Genomic DNA, 23,437 nt, shown 5'->3' on the forward strand with positions numbered 1-23,437 from the left:
AACGAGTAAGTCACGATGAAAAGAATGTTAATTAACGCATCTCAGCAGGAAGAGTTGCGCGTTGCCCTTGTTGACGGCCAACGTCTGTACGATCTGGATATCGAAAGCCCCGGACACGAGCAGAAAAAAGCCAATATCTACAAAGGTAAAATCACCCGTGTTGAACCCAGCCTTGAAGCGGCATTTGTCGATTACGGTGCTGAACGCCACGGTTTCCTCCCTCTGAAAGAAATTTCCCGCGAATACTTCCCTGCTAATTACAACGCACACGGCCGTCCAAACATCAAAGAGGTGTTGCGAGAAGGTCAGGAAGTTATCGTGCAAATCGATAAAGAGGAGCGTGGAAATAAAGGTGCGGCCTTAACCACCTTCATTTCTCTGGCCGGTAGCTATTTAGTCCTGATGCCGAATAACCCGCGTGCCGGGGGGATTTCCCGCCGTATCGAAGGTGACGATCGCACCGAACTGAAAGAAGCGCTGTCCGCACTGGAACTGCCAGACGGCATGGGCTTGATCGTGCGTACCGCAGGCGTTGGCAAATCTGCCGAATCGCTGCAGTGGGACCTGAGTTTCCGACTGAAGCACTGGGAAGCGATCAAAAAAGCCGCTGATAGCCGCCCTGCCCCGTTCCTGATCCACCAGGAAAGCAACGTCATCGTGCGTGCCTTCCGCGACTATCTGCGTCAGGATATTGGTGAGATTCTCATTGATAACCCGAAAGTGCTGGAGCTGGCGCGTCAGCATATTGCTGCGCTCGGTCGCCCGGACTTCAGCAGCAAAATTAAACTGTACACCGGTGAAATCCCGCTGTTCAGCCACTACCAAATTGAGTCGCAGATTGAATCTGCATTCCAGCGTGAAGTGCGCTTGCCTTCCGGTGGCTCGATTGTTATCGACAGCACCGAAGCACTGACCGCCATCGATATCAACTCCGCCCGTGCAACACGCGGTGGCGACATCGAAGAGACGGCCTTCAATACTAACCTCGAAGCGGCTGATGAAATCGCTCGTCAGTTGCGCCTGCGCGACCTCGGCGGCCTGATCGTCATCGACTTCATCGATATGACACCGGTTCGACACCAGCGCGCGGTTGAAAACCGTCTGCGTGAAGCGGTTCGTCAGGATCGTGCGCGCATTCAAATCAGTCACATTTCACGTTTCGGTCTGCTGGAAATGTCGCGTCAGCGTCTTAGCCCATCATTGGGTGAATCCAGCCATCACGTCTGCCCACGTTGTAGCGGCACCGGCACCATCCGTGATAACGAATCGCTCTCGCTGTCTATCTTGCGTCTGATTGAAGAAGAAGCGCTGAAAGACAACACCAAAGAAGTGCATGCGATTGTACCTGTGCCCGTCGCCTCGTATCTGCTGAACGAAAAACGTGATGCAGTCAGTGCGATCGAGAAACGCCAGGGTGGTGTGCGTGCCATCATCGTGCCAAACGATCAGATGGAAACGCCACATTACTCTGTGCTGCGCGTGCGCAAAGGCGAAGAGACGCAGACACTTTCTTACCACCTGCCGAAATTGCATGAAGCTGAGATGGCACTGCCTTCGGAAGAAGAGCATGCCGAACGTCGTCGCCCTGAGCAGCCAGCCCTGGCCGCCTTTGTGATGCCTGATGCGCCGCCTGCGCCGGTTGAAGTGGAGAAAGAGAGCCACTCTGCGGTTAAAGCGGATGCAAAACCGGCAGCTGCCGCTGCGGCGCCTGCCGTTGCCAGCACTGGCTTTGTCGCTCGCCTGTTGGGCGGTTTGAAAAAACTGTTTGCTGGCGATGCACCTGCTGCTGCACCTGTTGAAGCTAAACCGGAAGAGAAAGCCGCTGAAAGTGAGAACAATCAGCAGCGTGGTGACCGCCGTAACAACCGTCGTAGCAATAATCGTCGCGATCGCACTCCGCGCAACGGTGAAAATGCTCAGGGTCGCGAAGGCCGTGAACCGCGCGAAGCTCGTGAGCCACGCGAATCGCGTGAACCACGTGAAGCCCGTGAGCCGCGTGACAATCAGGACAATCGCCGTAATAAGCGTCAGAACGAGCCTCGTGGCGAACGTCCAGCGTTGACCGATGAGCAGCTGCAGCAGCGTGATGAGCAGCAGCAACAGCGTCGTGAGCAGCGTGCTGAACGCCAGCGTCGTCGTCAGGATGAGAAACGTAATCAGCAGCAAGATCAGAAAGTCGCTGAAACCGTTGCTCAGACCGATATCGCTGATGAAAACGTTGCGCAGGAAGAAGAACGTGTGCAGGTCATGCCACGTCGTAAACAGCGTCAACTGACCCAGCGCGTGCGCGTGGGTGATACCGGCGAAGTGGCGGCAGCCATCCCGGCACCCGCAGTCACTGAAGCGGTTGTAGAAAATGCACAGCGCGCTACATTCAATGAGCAACCTGAAGTCGCTCAGGATGAACAGGATGATAACGAGAACCGTGATAGCGCCAACATGCCGCGTCGCTCGCGTCGTTCACCACGTCATCTGCGCGTGAGCGGCCAACGTCGTCGTCGCTATCGTGATGAGCGTTACCCAACGCAATCTGCCATGCCGCTGGAATCGGCTGCGTCTTCTCCAGAGATGGCATCCGGTAAAGTCTGGATTACCTACCCGGTTGCCCAGGCCCACGATCAGTTCTCCTCTCAGGAAGCGCTGAACGAAATGCCAGATTACAGCTATCAACATACCGGTGAAGCGGACGCACTGCCGGTTGCGGCAGCAGCAGAACAGGTTGCACAGCCAGCAGCGCAAGAGGCTGTTCATCAGTCTGAGCCACAGGCACATACAGAAGTGCCTGTGGTGAACACCGATGACCTGACCCCAGTCGCTGCGCCTGTCAACGAAGAGCCTGCCGTGATTTCTGCCGCTGTTGAGCAGATTGCACAACAAACCGCTGCTGAAGCCGTACCGGCCGATGAAGTGACAACGGCACCGGCTGAAACTGCCCTCACTAATCAAGTCGAAGATGTTCAGGCTGACGTCGCACCGGCTGCGGATGTTGTTGCTGCATCGTCTGAAGTGGCACCGGCTGCTGAAGTGGCGTCTGCATCGACTGAAACGGTTTCTGCTACTGAAGTGACACCGGCTGAAGCGGTTCCTGCTGCGGAGACTGCCGCACCACAGGCAAGCGAAGCAGTAGTAGCAGCAGCGCAAGCGCCTGCTGAAGTTGAGCCTGCTGTTGCAGCGGCTGAGCAAGCGCCTTCTGAAGTTGAGCCTGCTGTTGCCGCGCAAGTGGAAGAAGTACTGGCTGCACCAGTCGCTGCTGAAGCGCCTGCTGCACCGGTGACTGAACCGCATGCGCCTGTTGCTGCACGTGATACCGCAGTGAGCAACGCTGAAACCCGCTGGAAGCATCACGCCACGGCGCCGATGACCAAAGCACCTGCTCCGGCATGGGAGCCAGAAGTCGTTCGTCACAGCGATTGGGTTCGCCCACCGTTTGACTTCGAAGGCCGTGGTTCTGCGGGCGGCCATAGCGCCACGCATCAGGCGACGGCACCGGCAACACGTCCGGAAAGCGTTTAAGTCTTAGTCGCTAATCAGCATTAACAAAACCCCGACTGGTTCGGGGTTTTTTATTGCCTGTTGATCCTGCTCTTTCGCAGCATTAGGTGGTGATCTGGCAGAGTACACAAACAGACCGCTGCTCCGCATGAGGCAGGTGCGAAGAGGTAGTGATCTGGCAGAGTACACAAACAGACCGCTGCACCGCATGAGACAGGTGTGAAGAGGTAGTGAACTGGCAGATGACACAAACAGAGCGCTGCTTCGCATGAGGCAGGTGCGAAGAGGTGGTGATCTGGCAGAGTATGCAACCAGACCACTGTTCCGCAGGAGGCAGGTGCAATGAACTGTGCGACGAAATGACAGGCAAAAAAAATCCCACGGCCCCAAAAGGCGGTGGGAGAAACTAAGCGCGCCCGGTTTAAGCACGCTCAAATTTTCAAGTCAGATCTTATGAATTCAGCTGGAACAGTGACATCTTCGACATATCAGTGAAGGTCTTGTAAGACGCTTGCAGTGCTGTCTGTTGCATGGTGTAACTGGAAATGGCGGAGGTGTAATCGACATCCACCAAATCACTCATTTGCGAGGTCATAATAGTATCGCGATCGTCACCCTGCGCATTCAGCGTGTCGAGCTCTGACAACTGTGTACCGACTGCAGAACGCACGGTCAAAACGTTGTTCAGTGAATTACTGAGGCCACGGTTGGTTTTATCCATCGCATCCTGGAACGTTTGTTTGGTCGCATCATCCGCATTGTCTTGTGGCACTTTAAGGGCCGCAATGGCACTGTCGAGCATATTAAAGACATTGGTCTCGCTCGCCGTTCCATCTGGCTCAGCTTTCGCATTGCTGGTAATCGACATGAACACAGAAGATCCCGTGCTGCTCACATCCATTGTGCGGCCATCATCGACTTTCTGCGTGATAGCCTGATCGCCGCCCACATAGCTCACGCCAGTGCCGGCAGTATCGGTGAATGGCGCCGTATCGGTTTTGTATCCGGCAAAGATATAGCGACCATTACCATCCTGGCTGTTGGCCTGATTGAGCAATTGGGCGCGAATACCTTCCAGCTGGGTGGCGATAGAGGCACGGTCATCATCGCTAAGTGTGCCGGTAGAGCCATAAACAATCAGGGTTTGTGCATCCTGAATGCTACTGGTCGCGCCTTTAAGCGCATTCTCTTCCATCGACAAGCTTTGATCCGCGAAACTACGCGCTGTCGCATATTGGGTACTTTTCGCCTGAGACTGCGACAGCACCACGGCACGAGAGGCCGCAATCGGATCATCCGATGGGTTGTTAACACGACGACCACTGGAAAGCTGTTCGCCCACTTTTAACCAGGAAGATTGCGAGTCAGTAATCCCGCGCACCTGCTGGTCAAAAATCATATTGGTACTAAGACGCATGGTTTTTATCCTCTATGCTTAGCCGCGGATGTCCATCAGCGCATTGAAAATCGTGCTGGCGGTTTGCAATACCTGCGCATTCGCCATATAAAACTGCTGATATTTGGTCAGGTTGGCGTACTCTTCATCAAGGTTCACCCCTGAGACCGACTGCTGACGGTCGGTAAGCTGGTCGACCACGTTTTTCTGCGTGGTACTGGCCGTTTCCAGTGTGCTGGTTTTGTTACCCACCGTGCTGACGATGCTGGCATACGCTTGCGCAATCGTTGCGTTGCCGTTAACTAACTTCGCATCCTGCAAATCCAGCATTTTTTGGGCGTTGGTGTTATCACTCTCACCACTGGTCGCACTGGATGCAGCCGCGATTTGCGATTCATCCGTGATAGCCACAGACATACTGCTAATCACGTTCTGGACCGGTTTTACCAGGAAACTATCTTTATTATCAGGCGTGCCGCTAACGGTTAGTTTCAGACCATCAAAGCTCAGGGTGCCGTCTGTCGCATCAGGCGTAACGCTAAATTTCACGTTGTCAGACAAGCGAGTCACAGACCAGGTACTGCTGGCGCTGTCATAGCTCATGGAGTAGTTAGAGGCTTTAAGTGCACTGGTATCAGACCATTCTGCGGTCACCGTTGCAGTGGACGTATTCTTGCTATTACTCACTACGTTCGGTGAGCCGATGTTGAAGAATTTCGTGCCCTGATCGCCGTTACTGTCATAACCTGCAGTTTGCACGGCGTTAAAGCTGGTGGTGAAGGCAGCCGCTAACTGGCCAAGCTGATTCTGTGCGGTATCTAAATCCTGCGTGCGGAACGCCAGCAAACCACCCAGTGAGCCTGTCGTCAGGGTTTTTTCAGGAATTTCGACATTACCCGCTTGCTTGTCGACATAACCGACAGTGATACGCGAATTATCGGCGCTGGAAGGCATCGCGACCAAATTAGTCGAGTTTTTGCCGTTAACCAGAGTGACACTCCCCATCGAGACGATATAGCTACCATCTTGCTGAGAGACGTTTACCCCAACGATGTTATTGAGGTTGTTCACCAACTGATCGCGTTGATCCAGCAGATCGTTCGGTGCAGCACCGTTGCCGGTGGTGAGTTTTGCGATCTGGGTGTTGAGGTCGGCAATCTGGCTGGTGTAAGTGTTAATCTGGTCAACGTTGGACGCAATGTCCGTATTCACGCTGGTTTGCATATTATTCAAGTACTGCGCCGTGGTTTGGAACTGATTGACCAACCCCTGGGCATAGCTCAGCATTGATTGACGTGCAGACGGATCGTTTGCGTTACTTACCACGTTTTGCACATTGGTAAAGAAGCTTTGAATCGAGGTTGAAAGGCTGGTGGTCGATGTCGACAGCAGGTCATCAATGTTTGAAATCTGACTGTATTGGGTGTTCACCGCGCTGTAATTGGCACTGGATCCGCGCAACTGAGCAGTAACAAACTCATCATATTCACGCTGCACGCCATTCAGCGTCACGCCATTGCCATAGTAGCTGTTGCCCTGCAGGGTGCTATTGGCCTGCGACAGAATGGTCGTCTGACGTGAGTAACCCGCTACCGTGTAGTTGCTGATGTTGTTACTGGTGGTGCTTAATGCGGCCTGTGCGGCGCTCAGCCCACTCATCGCTGAGTTAATTATGCTGGACATCTCGGTTCCTTTATTTCCCGTTAACCGGGCTGGCAGTCATCAGTGCGATTGGGCGGGCTAAAACGCCCGCAGCTTATGATGGTTATCGGCGTGCTTAAGTGAAACTTGAGGTAAAAAATCAGAACAAATCGGTAATATCCTGGCTATACGCCTTCACCACTTTTTCGCCCATGTTTTTGAATTGCTGGATCATTCCTACCAATTTCTGCGCATATTTCGGATCGGTGGCATAGCCCGCAGCCTGCAGGGCTCGTGCGCCCTGCTCCGGCGTTGCGGCGTTGGCAACGGCGGCATAGCGTGGGTTATTGGACAGCAGTTTGACGTAGTCGCTGAGTGCTTCCATATAGGAACCATACACACGGAAGGTGGCACGCACTTTCTTCGCCACGCCACCTTCATATTCGGTGGTCATGATGTCGGTGGTTGCGCCCTTCCAGTCACCACCGGCCTTGATGCCAAACACGTTGTAGCTCGGCTTGCCGTCGCGCGTCAGAATCTGGCGTTGTCCCCAACCCGATTCCAGCGCCGCCTGGGCAAGGATCAAGTGATGAGGAATACCACTCTGCTGACTCGCGGCCTGCGCGGGTTGGGATAACTGGGCAATAAAGTCGTTGCTATCCGCTGGGAAGCTGGACGGCGAGACCGGCAGACGCGGCACCGCTTTGCGTACCATCTGCTCCAGTTGGTTGGAAGGCAGATTGCTATAAATGAAGCTGTTATCCAGCTTCATCGGTACCGTGCCAGCGGTTTCATCAGGCTCTTGCGCGGGCTGCATCTGTTTGACGATCAAATCCGCCATACCCAGCCCGCGTTTACCGATTTCCTGCGCAATCTGCTGATCGTACATTGAGGTGTACATCTTTGTTGAGTCGCTGCTGAAGATGCCATCCTGCGGCAACGCTTCACGCATGCTCTTCAACATCATCTGTACGAACATTCCCTCAACCTGTTTTGCCACTTGCAGCGCCTTCCCTTTCGGGTCGGCGGCGGCTTCGCGTTTCAGGTTGTTCAGTGAGCGGCTGTCATAAGCCGCACTCATCAGCGATTGCGTATCGGTCATCAGATGATTTCCAGTTTGGCGCGCAGACAGCCTGCACTTTGCATCGACTGCAGAATCGACATCAGCTCAATCGGCGTTGCGCCCAGGGCGTTAAGGGCACGGACCACGTTATTAAGGTTGGCGCTGGCGTTAACACGCTGCAAGGCTCCGCCGCTCTGGCGCAAGTCGATCTGCGTCTGCGTCGTCGCCACGGTTTGTCCACCGGCGAACGGCGTGTTCGGCTGGCTGACGTTCTGCTGCTGATTCACTGTCACCGACAAGTTGCCTTGCGCCACAGCACAGGTATTGAGCGTTACCTCGCGGTTCATGACCACCGAACCGGTACGCGAGTTGATGATGACTTTGGCATCTTCAACCGGCACGGAAACGTCAATATTTTGGATATCGGCCAGCAAACGCACCTGCGAGCTGTTGTTTGGCGACACACGAATTTGCACCGTGCGCGCATCGAGCGGTTGCGCTGAACCCACGCCACGGCTATTAATCGCATCGGCAATACGCTGCGCCATGGTGAAATCTTCAGTATTCAATTGGAGATTGATGGTGTTTTGGCTGCCAAAGTTACTTTGCAACTCGCGCTCTACCGTTGCACCATTAGTAATGCGGCCACCGTTTAGCTGGTTAACCTGCACACTGCTGCCGCCCGCAGATGCACCCGCACCGCCCACCAAAATGTTACCCTGCGCCAGCGCGTAAACCTGGTTATCGACCCCTTTCATCGGCGTCATTAACAGCGTGCCACCGCGCAGGCTTTTGGCGTTACCCAGCGAAGAGACCACTACGTCAATATTCTGCCCCTGCCGCGCAAACGACGGCAGCTTCGCCGTGACCATCACCGCCGCCACGTTTTTCAGCTGCATATTGGTGCCGGTGGGCACGGTGATACCGAGCTGCGACAGCATGTTGCTTACCGTCTGGGTGGTAAACGGGGTTTGTGTTGTCTGGTCACCTGTCCCATCAAGCCCCACCACCAGGCCGTAACCGATCAGCTGGTTTTCGCGCACGCCCTGCACGGATGTCAGATCGCGAATGCGGTCAGCCTGGGCCATCAGACTGACACCGAGCAGCAGGCTCAGGCTCAGACGCAGCAGAGTGTTCATTTTCATCATTACCTCGATTACATCGGCGACACGTTCAGGAAGAAACGCTGGAACCAGCCCATGGTTTGCGCCTCATTGATATACCCGTTTCCGACATACTCAATACGTGCATCGGCCACCTGCGTTGACAACACGGCGTTGCTGGCGCTGATGGTGCGTGGGTTAACCACACCGGAGAAGCGAATAAATTCGGTTCCCTGGTTAATTTCGATCTGTTTCTCACCGACCACGCGCAGGTTGCCATTCGACAACACCTGATTCACGGTGACGGTGATGGTGCCGGTAAAGGTGTTATTGGCCGTTGCGCCACCTTTGCCAGCGAAGTCATTTTTACCATTGGCATCCAGACCGGCTTTCTCACCGGCGGCGCCGACCAGACCGCTCAGGCCGGTTGGCACAGTGCTCACGCCAAAGCTGTTGCTGCCATCACGGCTCGCATTAGCTGAAGAACTTTTGCTGGCGCTGACATTCTCTTGCAGCGTAATCGTCAGGGTATCGCCAATGTTACGTGGACGGCGGTCTTCGAACAGCGGCTGATAGCCGTAGTTCAGTGGCGCAACGCCCTGGAAAATAGAACCGTTTACCACTGGCGGTGCGGAAGGCGTGGGTTCTGCCGTTGTGGCACCCTGCACCAGAGGCGTACGCGGGACTAACGCACAACCGTTTAATGTCAGTAGCAGCGTGGCTACTAACCAATGCCCAGGCTTGAGAATCACTTGCTTCGCCACGGAGTTCTGACCTTATTCATGTTCTTAATCGGGCCAGCCAGGCTGGCCCAACGACCCCAGATTAAACCTGGGTTAATTTCTGCAGCATCTGATCAGAGGTGGTGATCGCTTTGCTGTTGATTTCATAAGCACGCTGCGTCTGAATCATGGTGACCAACTCTTCCGCCACGTTGACGTTAGAGGTTTCAACATAACCCTGATACAGCAAACCCGCGCCGTTCTGGCCTGGCGTACTCTGCGTCGCCGCACCGGATGCCTGCGTTTCCTGATAGAGGTTTTCACCCAGGCTATCGAGGCCTGCATCGTTCATAAAGGTGCTCAGCGTCAACTGTCCCACCTGCGCTGGGTTGGTCTGCCCCTGCTGCGTCACGCTCACCACACCGTCACGCGAGATGGTGATGCTGGTGGCGTTCGCCGGAATAGTGATCCCAGGCTGAACCGGATAGCCGGCGTTGGTCACCAGCTGACCGTTCTGATCCACCTGGAATGAACCGTCACGCGTATATGAAGAGGTACCGTCTGGCATCTGCACTTCGAAATAACCCTGACCGTTGATCGCCACGTCTTTTGAGTTGCTGGTCTGCGACAGGTTGCCCTGGGTATGCAGACGCTCGGTGGTCACTGGGCGCACACCGGTACCAATCTGCAAGCCTGAAGGCAATGTGGTCTGTTCCGATGACTGGGTGCCCGGCTGACGCAGCGTCTGATACATCAGATCTTCGAACACGGCACGCGAACGTTTAAATCCGTTGGTTGAAACGTTCGCAAGGTTGTTCGAAATGACGTCCATATTGGTTTGCTGGGCGTCAAGGCCGGTTTTAGCGATCCATAAAGAACGAATCATGTTGTTTTCCTTACGCCTTAGCTGCTCATGTTGAGCAGTTGATTGGCTTTTTGTTCGTTTTCATCGACGTTAGTGATGACTTTCATCTGCATCTCGAAACGTCGGGCGTTGGCGATCATGTCGACCATGGTTTCCACTGGCTTAACGTTGCTGCCTTCCAGCACACCTGGCATGACCGCGACCGTTGCATCAGGCGCTAGAGCCGCACCGCGTGTCGCCTGCGTCGCCTGGGTTGGACGGAACATACCGTCGTCACCGCGCTGTAACTCTTTGCCCGTGGCCTTAACCAGCTTCAGCTTGCCAATCTGTACCGTGGCGTTTGGCGCATCACCCGCATTACGCGAGGTGATGGTACCGTCAGCCGCGATAGTCAGCTCGGAGCCTTGTGGAATGGCGATTGGACCGCCATCGCCCATCACGGGATTGCCCTGAATGGTCAAAATACCGGTCGAGCTGATCTGCATGTTGCCGTTGCGGGTATAGGCTTCAGAACCGTCAGCGGTACGCACCGCCAGCCAGCCATCTTGCTGTACCGCCACATCGAGCGGGCGTCCGGTGTTGTCCATCGCGCCTGGCGTCATATCGGCACCCGGCGTTGAGGCAGCCACTAAGGTGCGCGTCGGCAGCGACCAGCCGTTGACCGGCACCGCGCGCAACGCGTTGAGCTGGGCGCGGAAGCCCGGCGTTGAGGCGTTGGCGAGGTTGCTGGCGGTCACCGATTGTTGTTCCATCGTCTGACTGGCGGCGCCCATCGCGGTATATATTGCGTGATCCATAATGCAATCCCGTTAGCGAATTAACGTAAGTTGATCAGGGTGTTGAGGATCTGATCCTGCGTTTTAATCGTCTGGCTGTTGGCCTGATAGTTACGTTGTGCAACGATCATGTTGACCAGCTCTTTACTCAAATCGACGTTGGAGGCTTCCAGTGCACCTGAAGTCAGTGAACCGTAAGTGCCGGTGTTAGCCAGGCCGATTGCCGCCTGACCCGAAGAGTTGGTCGCAGACCAGACGTTATCGCCTTCTGACTTCAGGCCTTCCGGGTTAGAGAAGCTGGCCAGAACGATTTGACCCAGCAGCTGAGTTTTCTGGTTCGAATAGGTACCGGTAATGGTGCCGTCATCGTTGATGGCGTAGCTGGTCAGGTCGCCCGGCGCATAACCATCCTGCGTTGGGTTTCCGAATGACGTGGTGCCGGTGTTTTGTTGCTGGCTTCCCAGTACGCTCAACGTGATGGCCTGATTAGCCGCAGCACCATTAGATCCCTGAATAGTCAAGCCAACAGTGGTTGCGCCTGGGGTGGTTGTCCCGCCGCTTGTGATAGATTGCAGCTTACCGTTGGAGTCAAAGGTCATCGAGAAATCACCTGCTGACGTTCCAGTCGTGGAATCAATCGCGTGTACAGCCCAGTTGTTATCACTGGTTTTCACATAATAGAGGTCGAGAGCATGATCGTTACCCTGTGAGTCATACACAGTGACGGTGCTTTTGGCGTTGTAGCTATCGACGTCTGACGAGCTGAAGGTTGCCACTGTTGGCACGCTATCTGTGGAGTTCAGGTTAGACACCAAACCGGCGGTCGTGGTCGCGCGCGCCGACATCTGCGTCGTCGGTACGCTCAATGCCACCGGGTTTGCACCCGTCTGAATGGTCGGCGGGGTACCGGTTGCCGGATAGCCGGTCACGCTCATGCCCTGGGTGTTCACCAGGTTACGGTTGGCATCCAGCGTGAACTGACCATTACGAGAGTAGTACACGCTACCCGCAGCATCGGTCATACGGAAGAAACCGTTACCGCTCAGTGCCACGTCCAGACCACGGCTGGTTGAGGTCGTGGTACCGTCGTTGAAGTTCTGAATAACCGCAGCGACCTTGGTACCCATACCGATATTTGAACCAGCAAACATATCCGCGAACGAAATGGTGCTGGATTTGAAACCCGCAGTCGCGGAGTTGGCGATGTTGTTACCAATGACGTCCAGGTTACTGGAGGCCGCATTCATACCACTGACAGCTTGAGAAAAAGACATAACGTGTCTCCTGCTAAAATTGAATTAGAGAATCTGACGAACTTCATCAAGAGTGGCGGAGCCCATGGTGCCGAGGTCCAGTTTTGAGGTGTTATCCACCGTACTCACGCCATTCACGTAAGCGTAATTAAGCGGTTGTGCCACCAATTGTGTGCTGCCATTACTGGCGGCAATCGATACAGAATATTTGCCATCAGCCACTGTCGTGCCATTCGCGTCTTTGCCGTCCCAGGAGAAGGCGTGAACGCCGGACGTCAATGCGCCCAAGTCGACAGTGCGAACCACAGTGCCGTTCGAATCTTTGATGGTCGCGGTGGTGGCGGTAGAGGCGGTACTCAACTCCACCCCGAATGGGGTCGTGGTACCACTGCCCACCAGGATCTGGCTGCCATCAATCATCACACCATGTCCAATCAGCGTCGTACTCTGCAGTGACTGGCTGGTGGTGAGCTGACCAGAGATGGAACCCAACGTGGTATTCAGCTTCTCAATGCCGCTCAGGGTGTTAATCTGCGCCAGCTGAGTAGTGAGCTGGCTGTTGTCCATTGGGTTGGTGGGATCCTGGTTCTGCAACTGCGTCACCAGCATGGTCAGGAATTGGTTCTGCAAGTCCTGAGCACTGTTTCCCGTCCCTGTTGAACTGGACGAACTCAGTACCGTTGGGTCAAGATTGGCATTAACGCCGACTGCTACGCTCATGTTCGTGCTCCGTTATTGACCCATCGTCAGGGTTTTCATCATCATTGATTTCACCGTGTTCAACACTTCGACGTTGGCCTGATAGCTGCGGGACGCTGACATGGTGTTAACGGTTTCTGATACGACATCGACATTTGGCATCTTGACGTAACCCTTCTCATCCGCCATCGGATTACCTGGGTCATACACCAATTTGGCCGGGGTAGGATCGTTCACCACGCCCGCGACTTTGACGCCACCGGTCGCCGCGCCAGGGGCGGCATCGGTCTGGAATATCACCTGTTTTGCCACATAAGGCTGACCATCCGGCCCGGTGACACTGTCGGCGTTGGCCAGGTTACTGGCGCTGACGTTGAGGCGCTGTGATTGCGCGGTCATCGCCGAACCGGCGATATCAAAAATATTCAGCAATGCCATGGTTATTGCCCCTGCAGAACGCTCATCATGCCTTTGATTTGGCTACTGATGAGGGTGAGATCGGCTTGGTATTTCAGGCTGTTATCAGCAAACTGCGTACGTTCACGATCCATATCCACGGTGTTGCCATCCGCGGCAGGTTGATCGGGAATGCGGTACATCAGGTCCATGGATGGCTGAGAGTTGGTTTCAGCGGCGATATGGCGTGAAGAGGTGACTTTCAGCGCCATGCTGCTCCCCTCCGCGCGACCGTTTTCCATCACCTTGCTCAGCTGGCTGGCAAAGTCGATATCCCGCGCCTGGTAGCCCGGGGTATCGGCGTTGGCAATATTGGACGCCAGGATTTCCTGGCGCTGAGCACGCAGATTTAACGCTTCTGTACCAAATCGCAGCGCGGCATCGAGTTTGTCGAGCATGCTTCCTCCGCGAATGAGAATTTCGAGCTGACAGCTTAAGTGGACAAATGCAAGGGCGATCGTCTGAATAGCAGCAAAAATCACGGCTATTTTTGACATTGAATTTTTCGCGCGAAGAGTAGACTCAGGCCATCTTCTCGACAGGAGGCGTTTATGCGCAGTTCTTTACCTTTGCTGGCCACGTTGTTGTTGGCCTTCGCGCTGCCCGGCCATGCGGCGGACCTGACCGCACAGTTAACGCAGTTTTTTAAAGCGCGCGATCCGCAACATGCCGCGGGGATGACCGTGGCGGTGCGCACGCCCAAAGAGCAGTGGCCGACCTGCGAGGCGCCGGCGTTACAACTGCCGGGCAACAGTCGCCAGTGGGGCAATCTCAGCATTGCCGCCAGCTGCGATCAGAATCGTCGTTTCCTGCAGGTTCAGGTACAGGTGACCGGTCAGTACTTAGTTGCCAGCCGTCAGGTAGCACGTGGCAGCACTCTCGACCCGAATGATTTCCGTCTCGAGACCGGGCGTCTGGATGAACTGCCTCCGCGTGCCCTGTTCGATAACAACAGCGTGGCCGATGCGATTGCGCTGCGCGATATCCCGCCTGGACAGCCGGTGACCGCGATGATGCTGCGTCAGCCCTGGCGGGTTAAAGCAGGACAAAATGTGATGGTGGTAGCCAGCGGAAACGGGTTTAATGCCAGTAGCGAAGGACGTGCGCTGAACAACGCCAGCGCGGCACAAATGGTGCGCGTGCGCATGGGAAATGGTCAGGTTGTCAGTGGGCGCGTCGACGCGGATGGGAATATTCTGATATCGCTATAAAGCGTTAAAGAACCCTGTTGTTCTGCCGATAGAGATATCAACAAAGACATTACCCTATGCTGACTCAGTTGACTGACCCTCAACTGACCTTACAGGAGCAAGACCATGAGCATCGACAGAACGCAGCCTTTAAGCCCGGTGAGCACTGTACAATCCCGCGACACCAACGATAACAACGGCAAGGTGCGCCAAAATGTGACTGCTTCAACCAACGCCAGCACCAGCGAAAGCGGTGCCGAAGTGAAGTTGAGCACGGCTCAGGCGCAGTTAATGCAGCCGGGCAGCAAAGACATCAACACTGCACGTGTTGAACAACTGAAAACCGCTATTCGTAATGGCGAACTGAAAATGGATACCGGTAAGATCGCCGACGCGCTGATCGCCGATACCAAGGCGTATTTAGAGGGTAACTAATCCCAATGGACAATCTGCTGACCACCTTAGATAAAATGCAGGACGTGCTGGCTTCACTCACTGTGGTGATGGATGAAGAGCAACAGCAACTGTCTGCCGGCCAGGTAAATGGCAACCTGTTGCAGCGCATATCAGAAGATAAAAGCGCGCTGCTGACGACGTTGAATTATCTGGACGAAATGCGCCGAAACACCGAAAAGTCACTCGGTACTCAGGCGCCCTATGGTGGTCACAGCGATCGTGAACGCCGCTGGCAGAGCATTCAGCAGCATACCCGCCGTTTGCGCGATACCAACACTCATAACGGTATTCTGCTGCAGCATCAAATCAGCTTCACCAATGATGCGCTCTCGATACTCAAGCCGCACCAGACTCAGGCGTTTTACGGTCCCGATGGGTTAGGCAAAGGTCAGTCGACGCTAAGCCGCAAAGGTTAATAAAGAAAAATCCCGCCGAGGCGGGATTTTTTTATGCCAGCGTACGGCGGGCAAAATCTCTCGGGCGGAAGCCCAACAGACCCAGCATGACAAAGTAAGCCCCACCGCCAATGGCGCAGACTGCAGCCAGACGCAGTAACCGCCACCACATCTGCCCTTCTTCCCAGGCCGGCATCACATGCAGAATGCCCAGCAGTGCTGCCGCCATGACCACAACCGCAATCATCAGACGCACCAGGAAGCTAAACCAACCCGGCTGCGGCTGGAAGATATCCTGTTTACGTAATTGCCAGTACAGCAGCGCGGCGTTAAGACAAGCCGCTAATCCGATCGACAACGACAATCCGGCATGTTTGAGCGGGCCGATAAACGCCAGGTTCATCACCTGCGTCATGATCAATGTCACAATCGCAATCTTCACCGGGGTTTTAATGTCCTGACGCGAATAGAAGCCGGGCGCCAGCACTTTGACCACAATCAGCCCCATTAATCCTACCGAATACGCCACCAGCGCACGCTGCGTCATGGCGGCATCGAACGCGGTAAATTTGCCGTACTGGAACAACGCCACGGTCAGCGGGCCAGAGAGGATCCCGAGAGCAACGGCGCTCGGCAGGGCCAGCAGGAAGCAGAGGCGCAGGCCCCAATCCATCAGACGCGAGTACTCATCATGATTGCCGCTGGCGAAACTCTTCGCTAACGATGGCAGTAAAATCGTGCCCAATGCTACACCTAATACGCCCGACGGGAACTCCATCAGACGGTCGGCATAGTACATCCACGACACTGAACCCGAGACGAGGAATGAGGCGAAAATGGTGTTGATGATCAAGGAAATTTGGCTCACCGAGACGCCAAGAATCGCCGGTCCCATTTGGCGCATGACGCGCCATACGCCGGCGTCACGCAGGTTGAGGCGCGGCAACACCAGCATGCCGATTTTCTTCAGGTGCGGCAGCTGGTAGAACAGTTGCAACACCCCACCGACGACCACAGCCCATGCCAGCGCCATCACCGGTGGATGGAAATGCGGGGCAGCAAATACCGTAAAGCCAATCATGCTGATGTTTAATAACGTCGGCGCAAATGCCGGAACCGAGAAGCGATTCCAGGTGTTGAGTATCGCACCGGCCAGCGACGCCAGAGATATCAGCAGAATATAAGGAAAGGTGACGCGCAGCAGTGAACTGGTCAGTGCGAATTTATCGGCGGTATCGGCAAATCCGGGTGCGGTGACCATAATCACCCAAGGCGCGGCAATCATGCCGAGCACCGTCACCACCGCCAGCACCAGCGTCAGTAAACCGGAAACGTAGGCGACAAATACGCGCGTGGCCTCTTCACCCTGCTTGCTTTTGTATTCAGCAAGAATGGGCACAAACGCCTGCGAAAAGGCGCCTTCCGCAAAGATACGGCGCAGCAAATTGGGCAGTTTGAAGGCCACGAAGAAGGCATCGGTAGCCATACCGGCACCGAACACGCGTGCCACAATGGCATCACGGGCAAAGCCCAGCACGCGAGAAAAAAGGGTCATCGAACTGACCGCAGCCAGCGATTTCAACAAATTCATTTTGAGTGGCGCATCCTGAAAAGTGTCGGATAAATGAGCAAATTAGCGCGGACATCTGCTGATGTCCGGCGATAGTCTACTGCCACTGCGGGAAATGACCAGCATTGAGTGTTACAAGGGGTTATTCCTGTTCGGCATCGCGCCACAGTTTTTCCACCAGACGCTGCGCCGCCAGCGCCTGTTCACCGCTGGTTTCAGGCATCGTCTGATTTTGTACGCATTGGATAAAATGCTGTGCCGCACCGCTGAAACCGCGCTGAACAAGATGGCTTTGCCAGGAGGCTACCGGATCGGTGCGTAAGCCGCCGAGGTTCTCCTGCTGCCAGTCACGCATCTCATTAATTTCGATGTAGTCACCGTCGCAGATGGCGCTCACCACTTCGCGCTGTGTGCCGGCGCGACGATGCATACTGGTGGTGATTTGCAGCGGCCCTGCTGAGAAGTGATGTTCAGCGTACAGCATCGCCCCCTCCTCATTGGTTTCAATAAAGCCCTGCTCACGCGTCAGTTTGCCCCCTGCCAGCCACAACGCCGTATCCACCACGTGCAGGTAGTCATCCAGCAGAGTAAAGCGCAAATCCCCTGGACCCACGCTATCCGCGCGATGCTTTTCAATACGCAGTGAAGCCGCTCGCGGCATTTCCGCTTTCAACTGTTGATAGCGTGGCGCAAAGCGACGATTAAACGCCACCATCAGTTTGCGTTTGTGCTTCTCCGCTAAAGCCACCAGCGCTTCCGCCTGCTGCAGGGTTTCGGCTAATGGTTTATCCACGCAAACATCTTTGCCCGCCAGCAGCAACGCCTGCACTACTTCAAAATGGCTGGCAGTACTGCTGTGCACAAAGACCGCATCACTGGCGGCCGCCAGCGCGTCCAGCTGATTGAAATAAGGCACGCGATAACTGTCGCAGATGGGCTGAGCTTTTGCCTGGCTCGGCGAAAACGCCCCCGCCAGTTGCCAGTCGGTGGCGTGAGACAACACCGGCAACCAGGCTTTCTGCGCGATGCCGCCTAATCCGACAATGCCGATACGTAGTGTCATGTTATTGCTCCTTCTGCAGCAGTTGCTCCAGTTGAGATTGCAGTTGAGCCACCTGCTGTTCCAACTGCGCAACCCGGCTCAACAGGTCATCGCTGTCCCTCTCATCTGCACTCATGGCAGGCTCTTCAGCCACTTCCCCGCCAAACAGATGCATGTAACGGCTTTCGCGTTTACCCGGCTCGCGTGCCAGACGTATCACCATCGGCCCGTCATCACGGGTGATTAAGCCGTTTAGCGTCTGCTCAACCTCGTTCATATCGCTGAACTCATGCAAACGTCCACTGCGGGTGCGCAGTTCACCCGGTGTTTGTGCGCCGCGCAGGAACAGTAAAGCCAGTACCGCCACTTCCGCGCTGCTGAGTTGCAAATGACCGAATGCGGAGTTACAGAAGCGCTGTTCATACTTGCTGACGCGTTGACCGAATCCGTTGTTGGAGGTCACCAGGTGCTTCTTCACCAGCTCATCAAGTTGAGATTGCACCTCCATTTCACTCAGATTCATCACTGGTTCGCGGTTGGACTTTTGATTACAGGCGGTGACCACGCCATTGAGGGAAAGTGGATATTGATCCGGAGTGGTGACCTGCTTTTCTAGCAGGCAACCGATCACACGCAGCGCCTGCGCGGATAAAGCCATTTTCATGCGTATTTCCTTATTATTGTCCACGACGATCTGGGGTCCACTCCTGCCAGGTCAACGCGGTCAACACGTGATCCTGCCAGCGTCCATCGATCAGCAAATAATCTTTGGCATACCCCTCTTTCTCGAACCCAAGACGTGCCAGCAGATCACCGCTGCGCTGATTGTGCGGCATATAGTTGGCCATGATGCGGTGAATGCGTTGCTGCCGCTGCATGTAGCGAATCGCTGACTGCAACGCTTCAAACATCATGCCTTGCCCCTGCCACTTTTCGCCTAATGAGTAACCGAGGTAACAAGCGTGAAATGAACCGCGCAGCACGTTGCTAAAATTGGCCACACCCCGCACTTCATGCTCTTCCGGGTCCATCAGCACAAAATAGTAGGCTGAGCCCTGTTTATGCATATCCGCGATCAGTCCAAGGCGTGCCTGCCAGCCTGAGGGGTAGCAGTGGCTTTCGTCGCGCACCGGCTCCCAGGGTTTAAGGAAGACGCGGTTCTCTGCATAATAATCTGCCAATCGCCAGGCATCGCGCTCGTGAACTAAACGGACCACCAAACGATCGGTAGTCAGGCGCACGCGGGGTCCAGCAGAACGATAGCCAAACATCATGACTCCTGAAATCCATAACTTTAAGAAAGATGTACGCCGGAGGCGATACTTCTCACTATAACCGTCCCCTTCGCTACGGTAAAACCCTCGACAACATGCAACGTGATTCATCCTTAATCAGGATTAATTTTTCTGCTCATTCGATGAAAAAATATCATCCTGGATAGGCTGTCTTTCCCGTCAGTGCAGGCGGAAAATAGACCAACTGGTCACTTTTCTCATCTCTTGCTCAGGATTAAGCATGTCTCGGGTAGCGCGGGCACGACGCCTCGGTAAAACATTCCTCTTAGTCGATAACATGTTGGTGGTGTTAGGCTTTTTCGTGGTATTTCCACTGATTTCCATCCATTTCGTTGAACAGCTGGGCTGGGCGGCGTTAATGGTGGGTATCGCGCTGGGTTTGCGTCAGTTTGTGCAGCAGGGGCTGGGCATTTTCGGCGGCGCGATTGCCGATCGTTTCGGCGCGCGTCCGCTAATCGTGACGGGTATGCTGATGCGCGCAGCCGGATTCGCTTGCATGGCGCTGGCGCATCAACCCTGGATGCTATGGCTGGCCTGTTTGCTATCCGGCCTCGGTGGCACCCTGTTTGATCCTCCCCGCAGCGCCATGGTGGTGAAACTGGTACGCGCTCGCGAGCGCGGTCGTTTCTTCTCGCTATTGATGATGCAGGACAGCGCAGGCGCCGTGCTGGGTGCGCTGGTGGGCAGTTGGCTGCTGGCGTGGGATTTCCGTCTGGTGTGCTGGGTAGGTGCAGCGGTGTTTGTCGCCGCGGCGATATTTAACGCCGTGTGGTTACCGGCGTGGCGCATCTCGACGGAACGCATTGCGATGCGCGAAGGTATGCAGCGCGTCTGGCAGGATAAACGTTTCCGCCTTTATGTGCTGACGTTGACCGGCTACTACATTCTGGCCGTGCAAGTGATGTTGATGTTGCCGGTGATGGTGAATCAGGTGGCTGGCGCACCCGCCGCCGTGAAATGGATGTACGCCATCGAGGCCATGTTGTCGCTCAGCCTGCTCTATCCGCTGGCCCGCTGGAGCGAAAAGCGCTTCCGGCTGGAAACCCGGCTGATGGCGGGTTTATTCCTGATGACCTTTAGCCTGCTGCCTGTCGGCATGACCCAATCTCTGCCCTCGCTGTTTTTGTTAATCGGCGTGTTCTACATGGGTTCCATCATCGCTGAACCGGCGCGCGAGACGCTCAGCGCATCGTTGGCCAGTTCACGCGCGCGGGGCAGTTACATGGGATTCAGTCGTTTAGGTCTGGCCATCGGCGGTCTGATTGGCTACTCCGGTGGCGGGTGGATGTTCGACATGGGCCAGCAATTGGCTCTGCCTGAACTGCCCTGGATGTTGCTGAGCAGCGTGGGCATCATCACCCTGCTGGCCTTGTGGTGGCAGTTCCAGCCGCGCCCGGTGGCCCCGATCATCTTCAGCAGCTAGTTTGCCCCTTCGAAGGATCTCTTCCATACTTCCCGCACGTCCGGAAAAAGGGTGACCTTTGTCACCCTTAGATTTACACAGGAGAAACGGGATGAAACTCTACATCTACGATCACTGCCCTTTCTGCGTGAAAGCACGCATGATTTTTGGCTTAAAGAACCTGCCGGTTGAATTGATCGTTATGCTTAATGACGATGAGCAGATGCCCAAAAAACTCATCGGGCAGAAGATGGCGCCCATTCTGCAAAAAGCCGATGGCAGTGCGATGCCAGAAAGTATGGACATTGTCCGACTGGTGGATAAACAGGATCGCGAGCCGCTGCTTAACGGCAAAAACAACCCCGCCATCAGCGAATGGCTGCGCCGCGTTAACGGCTATATCAATAAGCTACTGATCCCGCGCATCGCTGATGCCTCGTTTGCGGAATTTGCCACGCCGGCAGCGCGTACCTATTTCCGTGAGAAAAAGCAGGCCAGCGTCGGAGATTTCACGGAGCTGCGTAAACACGCGCCCGGGCTGATAAAAAACATCAGTGATGACCTGCGTCAGCTCGATAAGCTCATTGTCAAACCCAATGCCGTGAACGGCGAACTGTCTGAAGACGATATCAATCTGTTTCCGCTCCTGCGTTCGCTCACCTTAGTGGCAGGCATCGAATGGCCGAGTCGCGTCGCGGATTACCGCGACAATATGGCGAAGCAAACCCAGATTAACCTGCTCTCTTCCATCGCGGCATAGCTCCGTCCGATGAGAAACGCTGCGGCGTTTCTCATCCCTCTCCTGGTGACACCTGGCCCGGTTTCAGGCAGGCTATGGCTGTTTTGCCGTATCGTTCAGGATGAGGATCTATGAAAAAGGCGATGTCTGGGCTATTGGCCCTGTTTTTAGCCGTGCTGTTGAGCGGCTGCAATCAATTGACGCAATACACCATCAGCGAACAGGAAGTGAATCAAGCGCTGCAGAAGCGCAATAACTTCGAAAAAGACGTCGGCGTATCCGGGCTGGTCAATGCACACATCGTGCTCAGCGATCTCACCAGTCAGATTGGTCGTGAAGAACCCGGCAAGATTACCCTGTCCGGCAAAGCAAACATCAACGTCAGCTCGCTATTTGGTCCGCAGCAGGCTGAGATGCAGCTGAAGATGAAAGCGCAGCCGATTTTCAATGCACAGGAAGGCGCGATTTATCTGCATGATATTGAAATTGTCGACGCGCAAGTACAGCCAGAAAAGATGGCGTCCATCATGAAAACACTGACGCCTTATCTTAATGAGTCTCTCAAACGCTACTTCAATGAGAAGCCTGCCTATGTGCTGAGCGAAGACCGTAGCAAAGGTGAAGCACTGGCGAAGAAATTTGCCAAAGGCATTGAAGTGAAGCCGGGACAATTGGTGATTCCGTTTACGGATTAAGCTCAACCACCGCACCTTCGGGTGCGGTTTTTGTTTCCGGCAATAAAATCCCGTGCAAACGGTTGCTCACACCCTTATGATTACTCCCCGGCCTAAACGTGCCCATTCGTTTTTTCTCAGCCGGAGCCTTTTTGAATGACAGCCCAACCCCAGCAAATCACGATTCGCCGCCCTGACGATTGGCATATCCATCTGCGCGATGGCGCGATGCTCAATGCCGTTTTGCCTTATACCAGTGCGGTCAATGGTCGTGCGATTGTCATGCCAAACCTGGTTCCACCGGTGACCAGCGTAGAGGCCGCCATTGCCTATCGCGAGCGCATTATGGCTGCGCTGCCTGCTGAACACGCTTTTACGCCACTGATGACCTGCTACCTCACTGATTCCTTAGATGCGGATGAAATTGAGCGCGGCTTCCGCAACGGGACCTTCACCGCAGCGAAACTCTATCCCGCGCATGCCACCACCAACTCCAGCCACGGCGTCACTAATATTGATTCTATCGCCAGCGTGCTGGACCGTATGCAGCAGATTGGCATGCCGATGCTGGTGCACGGTGAAGTCACGGATTCGCACATCGATATTTTTGACCGTGAAGCGCGCTTTATCGAAACCGTGCTGGAACCTCTGCGTCAGCGCTTCCCTGCCCTGAAAGTCGTGATGGAACACATTACCACTAAAGAAGCAGCCGAATATCTGGCCGCGGGCAACGACCTGCTGGGTGCCACCATCACGCCGCAGCATTTGATGTTTAACCGCAATCACATGTTGGTGGGCGGTGTACGTCCTCATCTCTATTGCCTGCCAATTCTGAAACGCAACATTCACCAGGAAGCACTGCGCAGCCTGGTGGCCAGTGGCAATCGTCGCGTATTCCTCGGTACGGACACCGCACCGCATCTGCGTCACCTGAAAGAGGCGAGTTGCGGCTGTGCCGGCGTGTTTAACGCACCGACATCACTGCCTGCCTATGCCACGGTATTCGAAGAGTTGAATGCGCTGGAACATTTCGAAGCGTTCTGTTCAGAAAACGGGCCGAACTTCTACGGCCTGCCGCTGAATGAGGGCACACTGACGCTGGTCCGTGACTCCTGGACAGTGCAGGACACCATCAACGTGGCCGATGACACGCTGGTGCCGTTCCTCGCAGGTGAAACCCTAAACTGGCGTATTAAAGAATAATATTG

At 55.0% G+C, this 23,437-nt stretch carries 23 protein-coding genes; 8 read left to right on the forward strand and 15 right to left on the reverse strand.

Features of this window, described 5'->3' with window-relative positions; all coding sequences use genetic code 11:
• Window positions 1-15: 15 nt before the first annotated feature.
• Window positions 16-3,513, forward strand: a complete 3,498-nt coding sequence (gene rne, locus LH22_RS14385; RefSeq protein WP_071845622.1) for a ribonuclease E — start codon at window positions 16-18, stop codon at window positions 3,511-3,513.
• Between the two features lie 430 nt (window positions 3,514-3,943).
• Here the strand turns inward: rne and flgL are convergent, their stop codons facing one another.
• The 11 genes from flgL to flgB all read right to left on the reverse strand — a co-directional run bounded on the left by flgL (window position 3,944) and on the right by flgB (window position 13,864).
• A complete protein-coding gene (flgL, locus tag LH22_RS14390) occupies window positions 3,944-4,909 on the reverse strand; it encodes a flagellar hook-associated protein FlgL (RefSeq protein ID WP_034830684.1) in 966 nt (321 codons plus the stop codon).
• 18 nt (window positions 4,910-4,927) lie between these two features.
• The gene (flgK, locus tag LH22_RS14395) at window positions 4,928-6,571 is read right to left on the reverse strand and encodes a flagellar hook-associated protein FlgK (RefSeq protein ID WP_038647608.1); all 1,644 of its coding nucleotides are present in this window, start codon (window positions 6,569-6,571) and stop codon (window positions 4,928-4,930) included.
• A gap of 118 nt (window positions 6,572-6,689) precedes the next feature.
• Window positions 6,690-7,631, reverse strand: coding sequence for a flagellar assembly peptidoglycan hydrolase FlgJ (gene flgJ, locus LH22_RS14400; protein WP_034830681.1), 942 nt, complete (start codon window positions 7,629-7,631; stop codon window positions 6,690-6,692).
• Window positions 7,631-8,737 carry a flagellar basal body P-ring protein FlgI gene (locus tag LH22_RS14405; RefSeq protein WP_052059427.1) on the reverse strand — a complete coding sequence of 369 codons (1,107 nt, stop codon included), beginning with the start codon at window positions 8,735-8,737 and terminating at the stop codon, window positions 7,631-7,633. Before LH22_RS14405 ends, flgJ begins: the two co-directional genes overlap by 1 nt.
• 11 nt (window positions 8,738-8,748) lie before the next feature.
• Window positions 8,749-9,459 carry a flagellar basal body L-ring protein FlgH gene (locus LH22_RS14410; protein WP_034830679.1) on the reverse strand — a complete coding sequence of 237 codons (711 nt, stop codon included), beginning with the start codon at window positions 9,457-9,459 and terminating at the stop codon, window positions 8,749-8,751.
• 61 nt (window positions 9,460-9,520) lie between these two features.
• Entirely contained in the window at window positions 9,521-10,303 is a 783-nt protein-coding gene (gene flgG / locus LH22_RS14415) for a flagellar basal-body rod protein FlgG (protein ID WP_034830678.1), read from the reverse strand.
• 17 nt (window positions 10,304-10,320) lie between these two features.
• Window positions 10,321-11,079: a flagellar basal body rod protein FlgF gene (locus tag LH22_RS14420; RefSeq protein WP_034830676.1), complete on the reverse strand. Its 759-nt coding sequence runs from the start codon at window positions 11,077-11,079 to the stop codon at window positions 10,321-10,323.
• Between the two features lie 20 nt (window positions 11,080-11,099).
• Window positions 11,100-12,332 (reverse strand): flagellar hook protein FlgE, encoded by a 1,233-nt coding sequence (flgE, locus tag LH22_RS14425; protein WP_038647610.1) that lies wholly within the window; start codon window positions 12,330-12,332, stop codon window positions 11,100-11,102.
• Window positions 12,333-12,356: 24 nt separating this feature from the next.
• Window positions 12,357-13,031 (reverse strand): flagellar hook assembly protein FlgD, encoded by a 675-nt coding sequence (flgD, locus tag LH22_RS14430; RefSeq protein WP_034830672.1) that lies wholly within the window; start codon window positions 13,029-13,031, stop codon window positions 12,357-12,359.
• Window positions 13,032-13,043: 12 nt separating this feature from the next.
• Window positions 13,044-13,448: a flagellar basal body rod protein FlgC gene (gene flgC, locus LH22_RS14435; protein ID WP_034830669.1), complete on the reverse strand. Its 405-nt coding sequence runs from the start codon at window positions 13,446-13,448 to the stop codon at window positions 13,044-13,046.
• Window positions 13,449-13,450: 2 nt separating this feature from the next.
• On the reverse strand, window positions 13,451-13,864 hold the full coding sequence (gene flgB, locus LH22_RS14440) for a flagellar basal body rod protein FlgB (protein WP_038647612.1): 414 nt from the start codon (window positions 13,862-13,864) through the stop codon (window positions 13,451-13,453).
• 153 nt (window positions 13,865-14,017) lie between these two features.
• Between flgB and flgA the strand changes: the two genes are divergently transcribed.
• The 3 genes from flgA (at window position 14,018) to flgN (ending at window position 15,528) form a co-directional block, all read left to right on the forward strand.
• The gene (flgA, locus tag LH22_RS14445) at window positions 14,018-14,677 is read left to right on the forward strand and encodes a flagellar basal body P-ring formation chaperone FlgA (RefSeq protein WP_038647614.1); all 660 of its coding nucleotides are present in this window, start codon (window positions 14,018-14,020) and stop codon (window positions 14,675-14,677) included.
• 105 nt (window positions 14,678-14,782) lie between these two features.
• On the forward strand, window positions 14,783-15,091 hold the full coding sequence (gene flgM / locus LH22_RS14450; RefSeq protein ID WP_038647616.1) for a flagellar biosynthesis anti-sigma factor FlgM: 309 nt from the start codon (window positions 14,783-14,785) through the stop codon (window positions 15,089-15,091).
• 5 nt (window positions 15,092-15,096) lie between these two features.
• A complete protein-coding gene (flgN, locus tag LH22_RS14455) occupies window positions 15,097-15,528 on the forward strand; it encodes a flagellar export chaperone FlgN (RefSeq protein ID WP_038647618.1) in 432 nt (143 codons plus the stop codon).
• Between the two features lie 31 nt (window positions 15,529-15,559).
• Here the strand turns inward: flgN and murJ are convergent, their stop codons facing one another.
• The 4 genes from murJ to rimJ form a co-directional block, all read right to left on the reverse strand.
• Window positions 15,560-17,098, reverse strand: coding sequence for a murein biosynthesis integral membrane protein MurJ (gene murJ, locus LH22_RS14460; protein WP_038647620.1), 1,539 nt, complete (start codon window positions 17,096-17,098; stop codon window positions 15,560-15,562).
• Between the two features lie 121 nt (window positions 17,099-17,219).
• Entirely contained in the window at window positions 17,220-18,140 is a 921-nt protein-coding gene (locus LH22_RS14465) for a Gfo/Idh/MocA family protein (protein WP_038647622.1), read from the reverse strand.
• Window position 18,141: 1 nt separating this feature from the next.
• A complete protein-coding gene (locus tag LH22_RS14470) occupies window positions 18,142-18,783 on the reverse strand; it encodes a DUF480 domain-containing protein (RefSeq protein WP_038647624.1) in 642 nt (213 codons plus the stop codon).
• 13 nt (window positions 18,784-18,796) lie between these two features.
• Window positions 18,797-19,390 carry a ribosomal protein S5-alanine N-acetyltransferase gene (gene rimJ, locus LH22_RS14475; RefSeq protein WP_038647626.1) on the reverse strand — a complete coding sequence of 198 codons (594 nt, stop codon included), beginning with the start codon at window positions 19,388-19,390 and terminating at the stop codon, window positions 18,797-18,799.
• Between the two features lie 244 nt (window positions 19,391-19,634).
• Between rimJ and mdtH the strand changes: the two genes are divergently transcribed.
• The 4 genes from mdtH (at window position 19,635) to pyrC (ending at window position 23,432) form a co-directional block, all read left to right on the forward strand.
• Window positions 19,635-20,837: a multidrug efflux MFS transporter MdtH gene (mdtH, locus tag LH22_RS14480; protein ID WP_038647628.1), complete on the forward strand. Its 1,203-nt coding sequence runs from the start codon at window positions 19,635-19,637 to the stop codon at window positions 20,835-20,837.
• A 91-nt stretch (window positions 20,838-20,928) separates the two neighbouring features.
• Complete coding sequence (gene grxB / locus LH22_RS14485) at window positions 20,929-21,576, forward strand: glutaredoxin 2 (protein WP_038647630.1); 648 nt, start codon at window positions 20,929-20,931, stop codon at window positions 21,574-21,576.
• 110 nt (window positions 21,577-21,686) lie between these two features.
• Window positions 21,687-22,250 (forward strand): lipoprotein, encoded by a 564-nt coding sequence (locus LH22_RS14490; RefSeq protein ID WP_038647632.1) that lies wholly within the window; start codon window positions 21,687-21,689, stop codon window positions 22,248-22,250.
• 135 nt (window positions 22,251-22,385) lie between these two features.
• Entirely contained in the window at window positions 22,386-23,432 is a 1,047-nt protein-coding gene (pyrC, locus tag LH22_RS14495) for a dihydroorotase (RefSeq protein ID WP_038647634.1), read from the forward strand.
• The last annotated feature ends 5 nt before the right edge of the window (window positions 23,433-23,437 follow it).

It is taken from the genome of Pantoea rwandensis, assembly GCF_000759475.1.
Taxonomy (GTDB): domain Bacteria; phylum Pseudomonadota; class Gammaproteobacteria; order Enterobacterales; family Enterobacteriaceae; genus Pantoea; species Pantoea rwandensis_B.